16 protein-coding genes are annotated in these 17522 nt (G+C 71.7%); 14 read left to right on the top strand and 2 right to left on the bottom strand.

The window, feature by feature from the left end; translation table 11 throughout:
* The first annotated feature begins 187 nt into the window (after positions 1-187).
* The 8 genes from OHA73_RS03995 to OHA73_RS03960 are packed head-to-tail and all read left to right on the top strand — an operon-like array spanning position 188 to position 8278.
* On the top strand, positions 188-1324 hold the full coding sequence (locus OHA73_RS03995; protein ID WP_267072116.1) for a sugar ABC transporter substrate-binding protein: 1137 nt from the start codon (positions 188-190) through the stop codon (positions 1322-1324).
* Positions 1321-2853: a sugar ABC transporter ATP-binding protein gene (locus tag OHA73_RS03990; protein ID WP_327654183.1), complete on the top strand. Its 1533-nt coding sequence runs from the start codon at positions 1321-1323 to the stop codon at positions 2851-2853. Before OHA73_RS03995 ends, OHA73_RS03990 begins: the two co-directional genes overlap by 4 nt.
* Positions 2854-2866: 13 nt before the next feature.
* A complete protein-coding gene (locus OHA73_RS03985; protein WP_267072118.1) occupies positions 2867-3901 on the top strand; it encodes an ABC transporter permease in 1035 nt (344 codons plus the stop codon).
* 37 nt (positions 3902-3938) lie between these two features.
* Complete coding sequence (locus OHA73_RS03980) at positions 3939-5318, top strand: L-fuconate dehydratase (protein ID WP_267072119.1); 1380 nt, start codon at positions 3939-3941, stop codon at positions 5316-5318.
* Positions 5315-6094 carry an SDR family NAD(P)-dependent oxidoreductase gene (locus OHA73_RS03975; protein ID WP_267072120.1) on the top strand — a complete coding sequence of 260 codons (780 nt, stop codon included), beginning with the start codon at positions 5315-5317 and terminating at the stop codon, positions 6092-6094. The genes OHA73_RS03980 and OHA73_RS03975 overlap by 4 nt, the downstream gene beginning before the upstream one ends.
* A 5-nt stretch (positions 6095-6099) precedes the next feature.
* Entirely contained in the window at positions 6100-7107 is a 1008-nt protein-coding gene (locus OHA73_RS03970) for an aldo/keto reductase (protein ID WP_327654182.1), read from the top strand.
* Positions 7104-7418, top strand: a complete 315-nt coding sequence (locus tag OHA73_RS03965; protein WP_267072122.1) for an L-rhamnose mutarotase — start codon at positions 7104-7106, stop codon at positions 7416-7418. The genes OHA73_RS03970 and OHA73_RS03965 overlap by 4 nt, the downstream gene beginning before the upstream one ends.
* Complete coding sequence (locus OHA73_RS03960; RefSeq protein WP_327654181.1) at positions 7403-8278, top strand: amidohydrolase family protein; 876 nt, start codon at positions 7403-7405, stop codon at positions 8276-8278. The genes OHA73_RS03965 and OHA73_RS03960 overlap by 16 nt, the downstream gene beginning before the upstream one ends.
* On the opposite strand, the gene OHA73_RS03955 is transcribed toward OHA73_RS03960, so the two are convergent.
* Positions 8239-9648 carry a lipase maturation factor family protein gene (locus OHA73_RS03955; RefSeq protein ID WP_327654180.1) on the bottom strand — a complete coding sequence of 470 codons (1410 nt, stop codon included), beginning with the start codon at positions 9646-9648 and terminating at the stop codon, positions 8239-8241. The two genes, OHA73_RS03960 and OHA73_RS03955, sit on opposite strands and share 40 nt — an antisense overlap.
* Before the next feature lie 75 nt (positions 9649-9723).
* On the opposite strand from OHA73_RS03955, the gene OHA73_RS03950 reads away from it, so the two are divergent.
* Together OHA73_RS03950 and OHA73_RS03945 are read left to right on the top strand one after the other, a co-directional pair.
* Entirely contained in the window at positions 9724-11826 is a 2103-nt protein-coding gene (locus OHA73_RS03950; RefSeq protein ID WP_327654179.1) for a SpoIIE family protein phosphatase, read from the top strand.
* 13 nt (positions 11827-11839) lie between these two features.
* Complete coding sequence (locus OHA73_RS03945; RefSeq protein WP_327654178.1) at positions 11840-12703, top strand: Fpg/Nei family DNA glycosylase; 864 nt, start codon at positions 11840-11842, stop codon at positions 12701-12703.
* 4 nt (positions 12704-12707) lie between these two features.
* Here OHA73_RS03945 and OHA73_RS03940 read toward each other — a convergent pair whose 3' ends face one another.
* The gene (locus OHA73_RS03940; protein ID WP_327654177.1) at positions 12708-13361 is read right to left on the bottom strand and encodes a zf-HC2 domain-containing protein; all 654 of its coding nucleotides are present in this window, start codon (positions 13359-13361) and stop codon (positions 12708-12710) included.
* 79 nt (positions 13362-13440) lie between these two features.
* On the opposite strand from OHA73_RS03940, the gene OHA73_RS03935 reads away from it, so the two are divergent.
* From OHA73_RS03935 to OHA73_RS03920, 4 genes are all read left to right on the top strand, one after another.
* Positions 13441-14184, top strand: coding sequence for a LytR/AlgR family response regulator transcription factor (locus OHA73_RS03935; protein ID WP_327654176.1), 744 nt, complete (start codon positions 13441-13443; stop codon positions 14182-14184).
* Positions 14185-14378: 194 nt separating this feature from the next.
* Entirely contained in the window at positions 14379-14729 is a 351-nt protein-coding gene (locus OHA73_RS03930) for a hypothetical protein (protein WP_266719126.1), read from the top strand.
* Positions 14726-16303 (top strand): sodium/solute symporter, encoded by a 1578-nt coding sequence (locus OHA73_RS03925; RefSeq protein ID WP_267072128.1) that lies wholly within the window; start codon positions 14726-14728, stop codon positions 16301-16303. Before OHA73_RS03930 ends, OHA73_RS03925 begins: the two co-directional genes overlap by 4 nt.
* On the top strand, positions 16300-17493 hold the full coding sequence (locus OHA73_RS03920; RefSeq protein ID WP_266717356.1) for a sensor histidine kinase: 1194 nt from the start codon (positions 16300-16302) through the stop codon (positions 17491-17493). The genes OHA73_RS03925 and OHA73_RS03920 overlap by 4 nt, the downstream gene beginning before the upstream one ends.
* Positions 17494-17522 lie beyond the last annotated feature (29 nt).

The raw sequence follows: 17522 nt of genomic DNA, 5'->3' as shown, positions 1-17522 counted from the left end.
AGTGGTCGGACCACTACCGAGGAAGTCGGACCTCTTCGCGGCACCAGAGGGCGTAAATACCGAGAAAACTTGCCTACGAAGGGTGTTGGGGCCCCGAAGTGGTCTGATAAATATCTCGGCGCGGGCCGGAAACCGGAGGGGCGGGGGCCGACCGCGCCCATGACTTCAGGAGCCGAGGAGCAGTCCGATGACTGGCACCACGATGGACTCGAAGGGAACGACCAGGGGGAACAGCGCGGCGCGCGCTCGCAGTTCGCGCGCCCGCAGTTCCAGAAGGCGGGGGCTGGGCGCGGTGGCCCTGCTCGGCTGCGCCGCCCTCGCCCTCGCCGCCTGCGGCAGCACCAAGGACACCGCGTCCGGCGCGGGCGGTGGCGGCGGAGCAGGTGACGGCAAGGGCAAGGTGGGCGTCATCCTGCCGCTGCTGACCTCGCCGTTCTGGCAGTCGTACAACGACTACGTGCCGAAGATGGCGAAGTCCGAGGGTGTGGACGCGCTGAAGACCGTCAACTCCAACAGCGACCCGTCGCAGCAGATCACCGACATCAACAACCAGCTCAACCAGGGCGTGAAGGGCCTCGTCGTCGCGCCGCTCGACAGCGCCGCCATCGGCGCCGGGCTCGACCAGGCCGAGCGCAAGGGCGTGCCGGTCGTCGCCGTGGACGTCGCGCCCGACAAGGGCAAGGTCGCCATGGTCGTACGGGCCAACAACGTCGCGTACGGCAAGAAGGCCTGCGAGTACCTCGGCGACCACGTGAAGTCCGGCAAGGTCGTCCAGATCATGGGCGATCTCGCGTCGGTGAACGGGCGCGAGCGGTCCAAGGCCTTCCGGGACTGCGTGAAGGACAAATACCCGAAGCTCAAGGTCCTGGAGATCCCGGCGAAGTGGGAGTCGGACACCGCCGCGTCCAAGCTCGACACCCTCCTCAACGCCAACCCCGACATCAAGGGGATCTACATGCAGGCGGGCGGGGTCTATCTCGCGCCGACGCTGCAGACCCTCAAGTCCAAGGGGATGCTGGAGAAGGCGGGTTCGGCCAAGCACATCACGATCGTGTCGAACGACGGCATCCCGCAGGAGTTCGCCGCCATCCGCAAGGGCCAGATCGACGCGACGGTCTCGCAGCCCGCCGACACGTACGCCAAGTACGGCATGTACTACATCAAGGCGGCGATGCAGGGGAAGAAGTTCAAGCCCGGGCCCACCGACCACGGCTCGAAGATCGTGAAGCTGCCCAGCGGCACCCTTGAGGACCAACTGCCCGCCCCGCTGGTCACCAAGAAGAACGTCGACGACTCCGAGCTGTGGGGAAACACGGTCAAGTGACCGCCGCCACCCCGCCCTTGGTCGAGGCCCGCGGCATCGTCAAACGCTACGGGCCCACGGTCGCCCTCGCCGACGGCCGGCTCACCGTGCGCGCGGGCGAGTCCCATGCGCTCGTCGGGCGCAACGGCGCGGGCAAGTCCACGCTCGTCCAGGTCCTCACCGGGCTGCAGGCCGCCGACGCGGGCGAGCTCACCTTCGACGGGGAGCCCGCGCCGCCGCTCGGCGACCGGGAAGCATGGCGCGCCAAGGTCGCCTGCGTCTACCAAAAGCCCACGGTCATCCCCGAGTTGACCGTCGCGGAGAACCTGTTCCTGAACCGGCAGCCGGGCGCCCGGAGCGGCTTCTTCAGCTGGAAGAAGCTCGACGCCGAGGCCCGGGAACTGCTCGACACGTGGGGCGTGCGCGTCGATCCCGGCGCGCGCACCGCCGACCTCAAGGTCGAGGACCGGCAAATGGTCGAGATCGCGCGGGCGTTGAGCGGCGGCGCCCGGTTCATCGTGCTCGACGAGCCGACCGCGCAGCTCGACAACCGCGAGATCGAGCGGCTCTTCGACCGCATGCGGGCGCTCCAGGAATCGGGCGTCACCTTCCTGTTCATCTCGCACCACCTCCAGGAGGTGTACGAGGTGTGCCAGACGGTCACCGTGCTGCGTGACGCCCGCTGGATCACCACCGCCCCCGTCGCCGAACTGCCGCGGCCCGCCCTCGTCGAGGCGATGGCGGGGGAGGCGGTCGCGGAACAGGCGGCGGCCGCGGCGGAGGCGGTCGTCGAGCAGGCGGCCGAGGAGGCGGTCGAGCCCGTCGTCCTGGAGGTGGTGGGGTTGACCTCGGACACGTACGAGGACGTGGATCTGACCGTGCGGCGCGGCGAGGTCGTCGGGCTCGCGGGCTCCAGCGGCAGCGGCAAGATCGCGCTGGCGGAGTCCCTCGCCGGACTGCACACGCCCACGTCGGGCACCGCCCGGCTCGACGGGCGCGTGCTGCCCTTCGGGGACGTGTCCGCCGCGCTCGCCGCGGGTGTGGGGTGTGTCCCGCGCGACCGGCACGACCAGGGGCTCGTCACCGGGATGTCCATCGGTGACAACTCCACGCTGTCGGTGCTCGGGCGGCTCGGCCGGCGCGGGTTCATCGGAACGGAGAGCCGCCGGCGGTTCGCCCGTGAGCTGATCCAGCGGCTCGACATCCATACGGAGGGGCCGGACCAGCTCGTGTCCGATCTGTCCGGTGGCAATGCGCAGAAGGTGGTGATGGCCCGTGCGCTCGCCTCTGACCCGCGGTTGCTCGTGCTGATCAATCCGACGGCCGGCGTCGACGTGAAGTCCAAGGAGTCGCTGCTGCGGCGGGTGGACAGCGCGCGGGACGACGGCACGGCGGTCCTCGTCGTGTCCGACGAGCTCGACGACCTGCGGCGGTGCGACCGGGTGCTTGTGCTTTTCCACGGGCGTGTTGTCGCGGAGCACGCGGCGGGGTGGGCGGACCAGGAATTGATCGCGTCGATCGAGGGGGTTTCCAGTGACGTCAACCCGTAAAGCTCCGGTCGCCATGCGGCCCAGGCCGCGGGGCTCTGCCCCGGACCCCGCTGCTCAATCGCCGCAGGGGCTTAATAGTGCCAAGAACGTCCTCCTACGCCGCGCCCGCGAACTCGCCCTCGTACCCGCCCTGTTGCTGCTCCTGATCCTCGGCTCCGTCCTCAACGACTCGTTCCTCACCGAGCAGAACATCATCTCCATCCTCGGCTCCTCCGCCGCCCTCGCGATGGTGGTGCTCGCCGAGTCGCTCGTGCTCATCAGCGGCAAGTTCGACCTGTCGCTGGAATCGGTCGTCGGCATCGCGCCGGCCTTCGGCGCCCTGCTCGTGCTGCCCGTCGCGCAGTCCGGGTTCGGGACCGAATTCCCCGTCGCCGTCTCGCTGTTGGCGGTGCTGGTGGCCGGAGCCTGCATCGGCGCCTTCAACGGTGTGCTCGTCGTCAAGCTGAAGCTCAACGCGTTCATCGTGACGCTCGCGATGCTGATCGTGCTGCGCGGACTGCTCGTCGGGGCGACCAAGGGCAAGACGCTGTTCGGAATGCCCGACGCGTTCTTCGCGCTCGCCACCTCCACGTTCCTGCGGGTCCCGATGTCGGTGTGGTTCGCCGCGATCGCGTTCGGCGTCGCTGGGCTCATCCTCAAGTACCACCGCGTGGGCCGTGCCCTGTACGCGATCGGCGGCAACGCCGAGGCCGCGCGCGCCGCGGGCATCCGCGTCGAGCGCGTCATGCTCGGTGTCTTCGTGGTCGCGGGTGTCCTCGCCTCCGTCGGCGGCATCATGCAGACCGGATACGTGGGTGCCATCAGCGCCAACCAGGGCAACAACATGATCTTCACGGTGTTCGCCGCCGCGGTCATCGGAGGCATCAGCCTCGACGGCGGCAAGGGCACCATGTTCGGCGCCCTGACCGGCGTACTCCTGCTCGGTGTCGTACAGAACATGCTGACCCTCGCCCAGGTGCCGTCCTTCTGGATCCAGGCCATCTACGGCGGAATCATCCTGCTCGCCCTCATGGTCGCCCGTGTCACCACCGGCCGCGCCCAGGACTGACCCCGCAGTGCCTCCGCCCCCGCCCGAAAGGCAGCACGTGTCCTCCACCTCGCCCCGCGTCACCGCCGTCGACACGTACGACATCCGGTTCCCGACCTCCCGGGAGCTGGACGGCTCCGACGCCATGAACCCCGACCCCGACTACTCCGCCGCGTACGTCGTGCTGCGCACCGACGACCCCGACGGACACGAGGGGCACGGGTTCACCTTCACCATCGGGCGCGGCAACGACGTCCAGGTCGCCGCGATCCGCGCACTGAGCCACCACGTCGTCGGCCGCCCGCTCGACGCGCTGTGCGCCGACCCCGGCAGCCTCAACCGCGACCTGATCGGCGACAGCCAACTGCGGTGGCTCGGGCCCGAGAAGGGCGTGATGCACATGGCGATCGGCGCCGTCGTCAACGCGGCCTGGGACCTCGCCGCCAAGCGCGCCGCCAAACCGCTGTGGCGGCTGCTCGCCGAGGCGGACCCCGAGTGGCTGGTGTCCCAGGTCGACTTCCGCTACATCGCCGACGCCCTCACCCCCGAAGAGGCCCTGGAGCTCCTTCAGTTGGGGCGGCAGGGCGCCGCCGACCGCACCGCGCGCCTCGTCGAGCGTGGCTACCCCGGCTACACCACCTCTCCCGGCTGGCTCGGCTACAGCGACGAGAAGCTCACCCGCCTCGCCCGGCAGGCCGTCGCCGACGGCTTCACCCAGATCAAGCTGAAGGTCGGCGCCGACCTCGACGACGACATCCGCCGCTGCCGCACCGCCCGCGCGGTCGTCGGCCCGGACATCCGCATGGCCGTCGACGCCAACCAGCGCTGGAACGTCGGCGACGCCGTCCAATGGACCAACGCCCTCGCCGAGTTCGAGCCGTACTGGGTGGAGGAGCCGACCAGCCCGGACGACATCCTGGGCCACGCGGCGATCCGTCGGGGCGTCGCCCCGGTGAAGGTCGCCACGGGCGAACACGTGCAGAACCGCGTCGTCTTCAAGCAGCTTCTCCAGGCAGGCTCCATCGACATCCTGCAGATCGACGCCGCGCGCGTCGGCGGCGTCAACGAAAACCTGGCGATCCTGCTGCTCGCCGCGAAGTTCGGCGTCCCCGTCTGCCCGCACGCGGGCGGCGTGGGCCTGTGCGAACTCGTCCAGCACCTGTCGATGTTCGACTTCGTCGCCCTGACGGGCACCACCGAGGACCGTGTCATCGAGTACGTCGACCATCTGCACGAGCACTTCGTCGACCCGGTCGTCGTCCGCCAGGGCCACTACGCCGCCCCGGCGGCCCCCGGGTTCTCCGCCACCATGCACGCCTCGTCCATCGCCGAATTCACCTACCCGGACGGCGAGTTCTGGGCGAAGGACCTCGCCACTCAAGCACCCGGATCCACGGAAGCTCCCGGATCCACCGACCCGAACGGAGCCGCCGCATGAGCGATGCCAGCGTCCAGAGCGTCCAGGACTTCGCGGGCCTGAAGGCCCTCGTCACGGGCGGCGCCTCCGGCATCGGCCGGGCCACCGCCGAGCTGCTCGCCGCGCGCGGCGCCGACGTCGCGGTGCTCGACCGTGACATCACCGACGTGGAGAAGCCGCTGCGCGGATACGCCGCCGATGTCACCGACGACGCCGCCGTGCGGGCCGCCGTGGCCGCGGCGGCCCGCGACCTCGGCGGGCTCGACGTACTCGTCAACAACGCCGGTATCGGCGCCCAGGGCACCGTCGCCGACAACGACGACGCCGAATGGCACCGTGTCCTGGACGTCAACGTCATCGGGATGGTCCGCGTCGCCCGGGCCGCGCTCCCCAAGCTGCGGGACTCCGAGCACGCGGCGATCGTCAACACCTGCTCCATCGCCGCCACGGCGGGGCTCCCGCAGCGGGCCCTGTACGCGGCGTCCAAGGGCGCGGTCCTCTCCCTCACGCTCGCCATGGCCGCCGACCACATACGCGAGGGCATCCGCGTCAACTGCGTCAACCCCGGCACCGCCGACACCCCCTGGGTCGGCCGGCTCCTCGACAAGGCGGACGACCCGGCCGCCGAACGCGCCGCCCTCGAAGCCCGCCAGCCCACCGGGCGCTTGGTCTCCGCCGCCGAAGTCGCGGGCGCCATCGCCCACTTGGCGAGCCCCCTGTCCGGCGCGACGACCGGCACGTCCGTCGCCGTGGACGGCGGCATGCAGGGGCTGCGTCTTCGCCCCGTGGAACAGTGATCCGCATGCGCACCAGCACACTCGGCCGCGGCGATGTCCCGGTCACCGCACTCGGCTTCGGCGGCGCGGGCATCGGCAACCTCTACACGCCCGTCCGCGACGAAGAGGCGTACCTCGCCCTGGACGCGGCCTGGGACGCGGGCCTGCGCTACTTCGACACGGCGCCGCACTACGGCCTCGGCCTGTCCGAGCGCCGGATCGGCGAGTTTCTGCGCACCCGGCCCACGGGTTCGTACACCTTGTCCACCAAGGTCGGCCGCCTGCTCGAACGGTCCGCGAACGGGGAGGCCGTCGGCGACGACAGTGCACACGGCTTCGCGGTGCCCGCCACCGCGCGCCGGGTGTGGGACTTCAGCGCGGCCGGGGTGCGCCGCTCCATCGAGGAGAGCCTCGGCCGCCTCGGGCTCGACCGCATCGACGTCGCCTACATCCACGACCCCGACAACCACGCGAAGGAGGCGTTCGGCGAGGCCTACCCGGAGTTGGAGCGGCTGCGCGGCGAAGGGCTCATCGGCGCCATCGGTGCGGGCATGAACCAGTCCGCGATGCTGTCCCGTTTCGTCCGCGAAACCGATGTCGACGTGGTGCTGTGTGCCGGCCGCTACTCGCTGCTCGACCAGCGTGCCCTGAAGCTGCTGCTGCCCACGGCCGCCGAACGCGGCGTCTCCGTCGTCGTCGGCGGCGTCTTCAACTCCGGCCTGCTCGCCGACCCCAAGCAGGGCGGCACCTTCGATTACGCCCTGGCCTCGCCCCAGGTCCTCCGCCGCGCGAGGCGGTTCAAGGACCTCGCCGAGCGCCACGGCACGACCCTGCGCGCCGCCGCGCTCGCCTTCCCGTTCGGTCACCCGGGCGTCACGAGCGTGCTCGTCGGCACCCGCTCGGCCGCCGAAGTCGCCGACACAGCACAGCAGTTCACCACCCCCGTGCCCGCCGCGTTCTGGCAGGAGGCCCGCGACCGGCACCTCCTCCCGGCCGACGTGCCCGTACCTTCGGAACAGGAGCCGCACACGTGAGAGTCGCCCTGCACACCAAGGTCCGCGCCGACCTCATCGACGAGTACGAGGCCGCCCACCGGGAGGTGCCGGAGGAACTCGTCGCCGCGATCCGGGCGGCGGGCGCCCGGCAGTGGACGATCTGGCGCAGCGGCACCGACCTGTTCCACGTCATCGAGTGCGAGGACTACGCCCGCATGCTCGCCGAACTCGACAAGCTGCCGGTGAACATCGCCTGGCAGGCCCGCATGGACGAACTCCTCGACGTCGCCCACGACTACTCCGCCGAAGGCGCCGACGCCGGACTGCCCGTCGCATGGGAGCTGCCGTGACACCCGGAACAGTCGACGCGCACCACCACGTCTGGGACCTCTCCGTACGCGACCAGGACTGGATCACCGGACCCGAACTCGCGCCGATACGCCGCACGTTCACCCTCGACGACCTGGCCCCCGACCTGCGGGCGGCCGGTGTCGACGCCACCGTGCTCGTACAGACGGTCAGCGTCGCCGAGGAGACGCCCGAGTTCCTGGCGCTCGCCGAGCGCAGCGACCTCGTCGCGGGGGTCGTCGGCTGGACCGATCTGACCCGGCCCGACGTCGGCGACACCCTGGAGCGGCTGCGGGGGCTGCCGGGCGGTCGGCACCTGGTGGGCATCCGGCACCAGGTGCAGGGCGAGCCCGACCCCGAGTGGCTGCTCCGCCCCGACGTGCGGCGCGGGCTCGCCGCCGTCGCGGACGCCGGGCTCGTCTACGACCTGCTGGTCCTGCCGCACCAGCTGCCGGCCTGCGTGAAGGCCGTCGCCGAACACCCCGAACTCACCTTCGTACTCGACCACTTGGGCAAGCCGCCGATCGCATCGGGGGAGCTCGACCCCTGGCGGGGCGACGTGCGCGCGCTCGCCGCGCTCCCCAACACCGTCTGCAAGCTCTCCGGTATGGTCACCGAGGCCGACTGGGCGGGCTGGACCGTCGAGGATCTGCGGCCGTACGCGGACACGGTCATCGACGCCTTCGGCCCCGCCCGCGTGATGTTCGGCTCCGACTGGCCGGTGTGCACGCTCGCGGCCACCTATCAACAAGTAGTCGACACGGCACGGGAGTTGGTGGGCGGAGCGGACCCGCACATCTTCGGGGGCACCGCCCGCCGCGTCTACCTCAGCCGGGTCGGCGGCAGGAACTCCCGTACGTAGGTCCGCTCCCACCACGCCCCCGTCTCCCGCAGCTCACGCCACGACGTGAAGCGGTAGCGGTACACGCGCGCCCGGATGTGCACGGGCGGCGCGTCGGCGGGGAAGGGGGAGTGGCGCAGCAGCCGCAGCGTGTCCCGGTCGCCCTCCAGGAGTCGCTCGACCAGGCCCTGGAACCAGGATCTGGCGTACGCGGGCGACAGCGCGGCGAACCACATCATCCAGTCGAGCCGCAGATGGTACGGCGCGAACTGGCGCGGCAGCCGGCGCGGATCGCCCGGCTTCCCCTTGAACTCGTAGGCCAGCCAGCCCGATTCGGGGCGCGGCACCTCATCCGCCGTGCCCTCGATCACGATCTCCTGCCGGACCCGCCCGACCGAGCCGAACGCCCCGTACGTGTTGACCAGGTGCAGGGAGTCGTAGGAGCGGTTCATGGACTGGCGGCGCGAGAGCAGATTGCGCACCGGCCGGTAGCTGAGCGCCGCCACCCCCGCCGTGAGGGCGATGACCACGATCTCGTACGAGAGCGGCGCCTCGGGGAGCGCGGGCGGTGTGTGCAGCGCGGACAGGTCGAGCGCGGAGGCCGCCAGGGCGATCGCGAGCCAGTTCAGCCACGCGAAGTTGCCCGAGGCGACCAGCCACAGCTGAGTGACGATCATCAGGGCCGCCGCCCAGGTAGCGACCGGCTGCGGCGTGAAGAGGAGGAAGGGGACCGCCAGCTGGGTGACATGGTTGGCCGCGACCTCCACCCGGTGCAGCGGGCGCGGCAGGTGGTGGAAGAACCAGCTCAGCGGGTTCGGCATCGGCTGCGTCTCGTGGTGGAAGTCGAGGCAGGTCAGCTTCCGCCAGCACGCGTCGCCCCGAATCTTGATCAGCCCGGCCCCGAATTCCAGCCGGAACAGCACCCAGCGCAGCAGGAACAGCACCAGGACCGGCGGCGCCACCTCGTCGTTCCCCAGGAACACCGCCAGGAAGCCGACCTCCAGGAGCAGCGACTCCCAGCCGAAGCCGTACCAGGTCTGGCCCACGTTCACGATCGACAGATACAGCGCCCACGGCACCAGCCACAGCAGCATCGCCGCCCACAGCGGCACTAGCCCGTCCACCCCCGCGAGCAGCCCGGCCGCCACCACCGCGCCGCCCCACGCGCACCCGGCGAAGAACCGGTCCGAGTAGTGCAGCCGGAACAGCGAGGGCGCGGCCCGCCACGGCACGCGCGCCACGAACCGGGGGATCGGCGTCAGCCCGCGCTCCCCGAGCAGTGCCCTGAACTGGAGCGCCGCCGCCACGAACGCGACGAGGTAGAGCGCCGCGAGGCCCCGCTGGAACACCAGGCGTGCGAGCCAGTAGTCCGTAGCGCCGAACCAGTCCATGCCACCAGTGTGTGCCCCGTTTCCCGCCAAGGTCACGACGTGCGGGCGAAGGGGGCTCGGCCTAGCGTGGGGCCCATGGGCGCGGGTAACGGGGGCGGCGAGGAGTCCGGGAACGCCCCAGGCGGGGAGGGCCCGGAGGACTCCCCACGCGGATTTCTGGAGGCCTACGGCCGGGGCCTGCGCATGGGCAGCTTCGACTGGGACCTCGACACCGGCCTCATGGCGATGGACGCCCAGGCCCACGAGGTCTTCGACCTGCGCCCCGAGGAGTACGACGGCAACCCGGAGACGCTGGCCCTGCGGGTGCCGGTCAGTGAGGGCGGGCGGCTCGACAGCCTCGTGGCGCGGGCCCTGAAGAGCGGCGAGGAGACCTACGGGACGTATTTCCGCATCCGCACCCGCACGGGCGAGATGCGCTGGACCCACACGCGCGGCTACATCCGACGCGACGAGCACGGCCGCCCGCGCCGCATCGTGGGCATCGTCCGTGACGCCACCGACGAGCTGAACGACGCCACCGTGCACGCCGAGCGCGAGGCCCGGCGAGCCCTCCGGAGCGGCGACACCGGCGTCGTGCAGAACACCACGGCCGCCCTCGCGCACGCCCGCACCGTCCAGGACGTCATCGACGTGCTGCGCGACACCCACGGCGTCGACCAACGCGGCTCGGCCAGCTTCGTCATGGGCCTCGTCAGGTCCGGGCGCATCCACCTCGTCGCCGAGGGGCCCCAGGGCACCTTCGTTCCGGGCATCCACACCACCCGCGTCGACGACCCGTATCCGATGAGCGAGGCCGTGCGCACCCTCCAGCCCCGCTTCATCGAGTCACCGCAGGAGTTCGCCGCCGACTACCCCGAGCTGTGGCCGCGGATCGCCCACATGGAGATCACCTCGGCCGCCTACCTGCCGCTCATCGCGCAGGCCAGGCCCATCGGCGTCGTCGGCCTGCTCTTCCACGACCGCCAGGGCTTCACGGACTCCGAGCGCAACGTCATGGTCGCGCTCGGCAGCAGCATCGCGCAGAGCCTCCAGCGCGCCATGTTCTACGAGCAGGAGAAGGACCTCGCCCAGGGCCTCCAGCAGGCCATGCTGCCGCGCACCATCCCGAACGTGCCGGGCGCCGACCTCGCCGTCCGCTACCGCGCGGCCTCGCTCGGCCGGGACATCGGCGGCGACTGGTACGACGTGATCCCGCTGCCCGGCGGCCGCGTCGGCGCGGTCATCGGCGACGTACAGGGACACGACACGCACGCCGCCGCCGTCATGGGCCAGCTGCGCATCGTGCTGCGCGCCTACGCAGCCGAGGGCCACACGCCCGCCACCGTCATGGCCCGCGCCTCCTCCTTCCTGCACGAACTCGACACCGACCGCTTCGCGACCTGCCTGTACGCGGAGGCCGACCTGTCGACCGGCGTCGTCCAGCTCGTCCGGGCCGGACACCTCGACCCGCTGCTGCGCCTGACCGGCGGAAACTGCCGCAGGCTCGCGGTGGAGGGCGGGCTCCCGCTCGGCCTGTCCGCCGAGTTCGGGCGGCTCGAATACCCGGTGACCACCGCCGAACTCGACCCAGGGGAGGCGCTGGTGATGTGCACCGACGGCCTCGTCGAACAGCCGGGCGCCGACCTCGACGACGGGCTCCAGACCCTCACCACGCTCATCGGCACGGGCCCCGACGACCTCGACCTGCTCGCGGACCGGCTCGTCGCGTCGTGCGAGGAACGCGACGTCGAGGACGACGTGGCGCTGCTGCTCCTGCGCCGCCGCGGCGCGGGCGCGGTGCAGAGCGGCAGCCGGCTCACCGAACACGTGCCGCCCGGCGACCCGGAGGCGCTGAGGGCCGCCCGCCACATGATTCGGCACGCCGTCCGCGCCTGGGGAGCGAAGGAGAACGCCGACGAGATCGAACTCGTCGCCGACGAGATGATCACCAACGCCCTCATGCACACCGAAGGCCCCGCCATCGTCACCCTGCGCGTCCTCACCGGCGCCGACCGAAGGCTCAGGGTCGACGTGGAGGACACCTCCAGCGCCCTGCCGCGCCGCCGCGAGGCGGGCGAGGACGGCGTATCGGGGCGCGGCCTGTTCCTCGTCGACCAGCTTGCCGACGTGTGGGGCGTGGAGGCGCGCGGCGGGGGCAAGTGCGTCTGGTGCGAATTCGTGGTGCCCACGCGCGAGTGAGAGGCTGACGGACATGCCGGAGCTCCCCGAGGTCGAAGCGCTCAAGGACTTCCTCACCGAGCACCTGGTCGGACACGACATCGTGCGCGTCCTGCCGGTCGCGGTGAGCGTCCTGAAGACGTACGACCCGCCGCCCACCGCCCTGGAGGGCCGCACCGTCACGGCCGTGACGCGGCACGGCAAGTTCCTGGACGTGAGCACCGGGGACGGCCCCCACCTGGTCACGCATCTGGCTCGCGCGGGCTGGCTGCACTGGAAGGAGCGCCTCCCCGACGGGCCGCCGAAACCCGGCAAAGGACCGCTCGCGCTGCGCATCGCCCTGGAGACCGGCGAGGGCTTCGACCTCACCGAGGCCGGGACCACGAAGAAGCTCGCCGTGTACGTGGTCGGCGACCCCGGGGACGTCCCCGGCATCGCCCGCCTCGGACCCGACCCGCTCGCGGACGACTTCGACGAGGCGGCTTTTGCCGAACTGCTGAAAGGCGAGCGGCGCCAGATCAAGGGCGCCCTGCGCGACCAGTCGCTCATCGCGGGCATCGGCAACGCCTACAGCGACGAGATCCTGCACACCGCCCGCATGTCCCCGTTCAAACCGACGTCAGGGCTGAGCGCTGAGGACGTGCACACGCTGTACGAGGCAATGCGCACGACGCTGACCGAAGCCGTCGAGCGCTCGCGCGGGGTCGCCGCCGGGAAGCTCAAGGCCGAGAAGAAGAGCGGGCTCCGCGTGCACGGGCGGGCCGGGGAGAAGTGCCCCGTGTGCGGGGACACGGTCCGCGAGGTCAGCTTCAGCGACAGCGCGCTCCAGTACTGCCCGACCTGCCAGACGGGCGGCAAGCCGCTCGCGGACCGGCGGATGTCACGACTGCTCAAATAGGGGCTCAGCGCATCGGGAGCGACAGCAGCGGCACCCCGTCGTCCGCCCGCACCTCGAACCGATCGAGGTCCGCGGGCCGCGCCGCCACCCCGCCGTCCAGCGCCACGTCGTCCCCGCGCACCGTCCACGTCCCCACCGTCTGCTCCGAACCGTCCCGGCCCACCGCGACCAGCTCGCACACCCGCGGCCCGCCCGAGTCCCGGACGTCCAGGCCCACTTGTGTGCCCCAGTCCCGGTCGTCCGCCGTCACGGTCGCCGCCACACCGGTCCCCGCGTCGTGGCCGCGCAGCGTCGCCGTGTGCCCGGGACCCGTACCGATCCCGGTGAGCAGCGCGACTCCCTGCCCCGTCGCCGCGAGCACCAGCACCGCCGCGACGACCGCCCCCCACAGCCGGCGCCGCGCCCTGCGGTGCAGCGCGCCGAGCCGATCCACGGCCCGGTCGACGAACGTGGGCGCCGGGCGGGCGAACGCCTCCACGCACGGCGGCGTCGCCCGCGCGTACACGGCCAACGCACCTGTCGTGGGCGCCAGTTCACCGACCAGGGACGCGCACGTGGCGCACTCGGGCAGATGGTCCTCGAAGCGGAAGCGTTCCGCGGGGTCGAGAACCCCCAGCGCGTAGGCGCCTACGTCGCGATGCCGTTCCAGGGACCACATGCCTTCCTCCGTCTGTCGGTTACCGGTACGCAGGAGGCGGCTGATTCATTCAAGCGACCGCGCGATTACACTCCGCGGCATGTTGCGCGCACTGGCCGTCGACGACGAGGAACCCGCCCTCGCCGAACTCCTGTACCTCCTGCGGGCCGACCCGCGCGTACGCAGCGCCGAGGGCGCCACCGACGCCAACGAGGCGCTGCGCCGCATCGGCCGCGCCCTGGAGGATGGGCCCGGCGGGGACGGGGCCATCGACGTCCTCTTCCTCGACATCCAGATGGCGGGCCTGACAGGACTCGACGTGGCGCGGCTGCTCGCGGGCTTCGCGCGGCCCCCGCTCGTCGTCTTCGTCACCGCCCACGAGGACTTCGCGGTGAAGGCCTTCGACCTGAAGGCCGTCGACTACGTCCTCAAACCGGTGCGCCGCGAGCGCCTCGCCGAGGCCGTGAGCCGGGTCGCCGAACGCGTGGTCAGTGCCCCGCCCCCGGCCACCGTCGCCGACCGCATCCCCGTCGAACTCGGCGGCATCACCCGGCTCGTGGCCATCTCCGACATCACCTACGCCGAGGCGCAGGGCGACTACGCGCGCCTGCACACGGAGGACGGCGTCAGCCACCTGGTGCGGATACCGCTCAGCACCCTGGAGGAACGCTGGCAGGAACTCGGCTTCGTCCGCGTCCACCGCAGCCACCTCGTCGCCCTCCACCGCATCGACGAACTCCGCCTCGACGGCGGCGGAATGACGGTCCGGGTCGGCTCGGCGGAGATCGCGGTAAGCCGCAGACATGCGAGCCGGGTACGGGAACTGCTGATGCGGAGGCCGTAGCCCCTTCCGGTGCGGGCGGCCCATTCAAGCTCCGGTGCGGGCCGAGCAATTTAAGCCCCTGCGGCGATTGAGCAGCGGGGTCCGGGGCAGAGCCCCGCAACCGTAACGCCGTCGTGCTGCACCCAGACCCTTCCGCCAACCCGCCTCACCTGCCTAAACTCCGCCACGTGCTCGATCCCCCGCAACGCGAAACCGTGACCGGCGAACCCCGCCAACCCCCCGGCCCGGCAGGCCTCCGTACGCAATGGGAGATCGACGAACAGACCACCCTCGGCGCCGCCTACGTCCGCTCCCTCATGCGCAGCCAACTCCGCGCAGGAATCACCGCGTTCATGCTCCTCGCGGTCCCCGTCGCAGCCCTGCCGCTGTTCTTCGGCGCCCTGCGCAACGCACCCGTCCAATGGCTCGTCCTCGGCTTCGGCTGCTACCCCTTCCTTGTGCTCATCGCCTGGTGGTACGTACGCCGCGCCGAGCGCAACGAGCGCGACTTCGCCGACCTCGTACGCGGCCGCCCGGCCGACGCGCACGACCACGGAGCGCCGTGAACGAGGCGTACGCGATCACGGCGGTGGCCGTCGTCGTCCTCGCCACCGTCCTCATCGGCGGCTTCGGCCTGCGCGTCTCCCGCACGACGTCCGACTTCTACGTGGCGTCCCGCACGGTAGGACCCCGGCTCAACGCGGCGGCCATAAGCGGCGAGTACCTCTCGGCCGCCTCCTTCCTCGGCATCGCCGGGCTGCTCCTCATCCACGGCCCGGACATGCTCTGGTACTCGGTCGGATACACGGCCGGCTACCTGGTGCTGCTCGTCTTCGTCGCGGCGCCGCTGCGCCGCTCGGGCGCGTACACGCTGCCCGACTTCGCCGAGGGCCGGCTCGAATCCCGCCAAGTGCGGCGCGTGGTCAGCCTGTTCGTGGTCGGGGCGGGCTGGCTGTACTTGGTGCCCCAACTCCAGGGCGCGGGCCTCACGTTGCAGATCCTCACGGGAGCGCCCCGCTGGTTCGGGGCAACGCTCGTCGCCGCGGTCGTGGTGCTCGCGGTCGCGGCGGGCGGCATGCGCTCGATCACCTTCGTCCAGGCCTTCCAGTACTGGCTCAAGCTCACGGCCCTCCTGGTGCCCGCCTTCTTTCTCCTGCTGGCCTGGCACGGCCAGGGCGCCCCGCCACCGGAGGCCGCGACCCTCGCCCCGCCGTCCGCCGGGGTCGGTGCGGGCCAGCCGCTCGCCACCAGCCGCGCCGACCATCCGCTCTACGCCACGTACGGCCTGATCGTGGCCACGTTCCTGGGCACGATGGGCCTGCCGCACGTCGTCGTCCGCTTCTACACCAGCCCCAACGGCCGCGCGGCCCGCCGCACCACCGTCGTGGTCCTCGCCCTGATCGGCCTCTTCTATCTGCTGCCGCCCGTGTACGGCTGGCTGGGCCGCCTGTACGCGCCCGAACTCACCGCCACCCAGGACGCCGACGCCACCGTGCTGCTGCTGCCGGGGCGGGTCTTCGACGGGGTGGCGGGCGACCTCCTCGGCGCGCTGGTGGCGGGCGGCGCGTTCGCGGCGTTCCTGTCCACCGCGTCGGGGCTGACGATGGCGGTCGCCGGGGTCGTCAGCCAGGACGTGCTGCAGGCGCGCGGCGTACGGCACTTCCGGCTCGCCGTGCTGCTCGCGATCGCCATGCCGCTCGGCGGGGCGCTCCTGGTGGACGGGGTGCCGGTCGCGGACGCGGTCGGCATGGCGTTCGCGGTGTCGGCGTCCTCGTTCTGCCCGCTGCTCATCCTGGGCATCTGGTGGCGCCGCCTCACCCCGCCGGGCGCCCTCGCGGGCCTGTTCCTCGGCGGCGGCTCCGCCCTGGTCGCGGTGACGCTGACGGTGGCAGGACCTGTCACGTCCGGCTGGCTGCACACACTGCTCGCCTGGCCGGCCGTGTGGTCGGTGCCGGTCGGCTTCCTGGCGATGATCCTGGTGTCCCTGGCCACGCGGGACGCGATCCCGCCGCACACGACGGCGACGATGACGCGGCTGCACCTCCCGGAGTCGCTGGGGGCGTCAGGACGCGGTCTCGACGCGCTGGGCGGCCAGCCGCCCCGGGCGCGTGCGGGGGAGACGGGAGGCGATCCCGAGTGAGCGGCACCGTCACCGCGGTCCTCATCGCCCTGTGCCCCCTCCTGCTCGGCGCCGGATTCCTGCTCGGGCGGCGCACCGCGCATCCAGACGGACGCAGCGACGTCGGCACGCCCGTGGAGCGCGCCACCTTCGAGACCCTGCACACCGCCTCGCTCGCCGCTCCGGCGTTGCGCGCGGGCCTCACCGAGGACACCGCCCGCAAGTCCGCGCGCCGCCTGCGTACGCTGCTCGGCACCGACGCCCTCGCCGTCACCAACCGCTCCACGGTCCTCGCCTGGGACGGTGCGGCCGAACACGCCCACGCGGCCCAGGTGATGGAGCGGGTGGGCCCGGTGCTGGCCGGTGGCCGCAGCGCCGCGTTCGGCTGCGGCTGCCCGAACGACGACTGCCCGCTGCGGTGGGCGGTGGCGGCGCCCGTGGTCGCGGACGGCCGGGTGCTCGGCGCCGTCGTCGCCTACGCGGCCCGCGAGTCCGCGGTGCTCGCCCGCGCCACCGACGAGGTCGCCCGCTGGGTGTCGGTCCAGCTCGAACTCGCCGAACTGGACCGCTCCCGCACCCGTCTCATCGAGGCGGAGATCAAGGCGCTGCGCGCGCAGATCTCGCCGCACTTCATCTTCAACTCCCTCGCGGCGATCGCCTCGTTCGTTCGCACGGACCCCGAGCGAGCTCGCGAACTCCTCCTGGAATTCGCCGACTTCACTCGCTACTCGTTCCGCCGCCACGGCGACTTCACCACGCTCGCCGACGAACTCCACTCCATCGACCAGTACTTGGCGCTGGTGCGCGCCCGCTTCGGCGACCGGCTCTCCGTCACCCTGCAGATCGCCCCGGAGGTCCTCCCGGTCACTCTGCCGTTCCTCTGTCTGCAGCCGCTCGTCGAGAACGCGGTCAAGCACGGCCTGGAGGGCGCCGTCACCCGCAGCCGTATCTCGATCGGTGCCACCGACGCGGGAGCCGAGGCCGAGGTCGTCATCGAGGACGACGGCGTCGGCATGAACCCCGGCGAACTCCGGGCGATCCTGCGCGGCGAGGGCGGCCAGGGGCACGGCATCGGCCTGTCGAACGTCGACGAACGCCTGCGCCAGGTCTTCGGCGACGCGTACGGCCTGGTGATCGAGACCGCGGAGGGTGCGGGCATGAAGATCACGATCCGCATCCCGAAGTACCGGGCGGGCGTGTACGCGCCGTAGCCGCCCCCGCGAACGCCTGAAACGGAGGG

Source organism: Streptomyces sp. NBC_00483 (genome assembly GCF_036013745.1).
Classification (GTDB): domain Bacteria; phylum Actinomycetota; class Actinomycetes; order Streptomycetales; family Streptomycetaceae; genus Streptomyces.
Note: the sequence above shows the minus strand (reverse complement) of the source record. Positions and strands in the feature narration are given on the sequence as shown.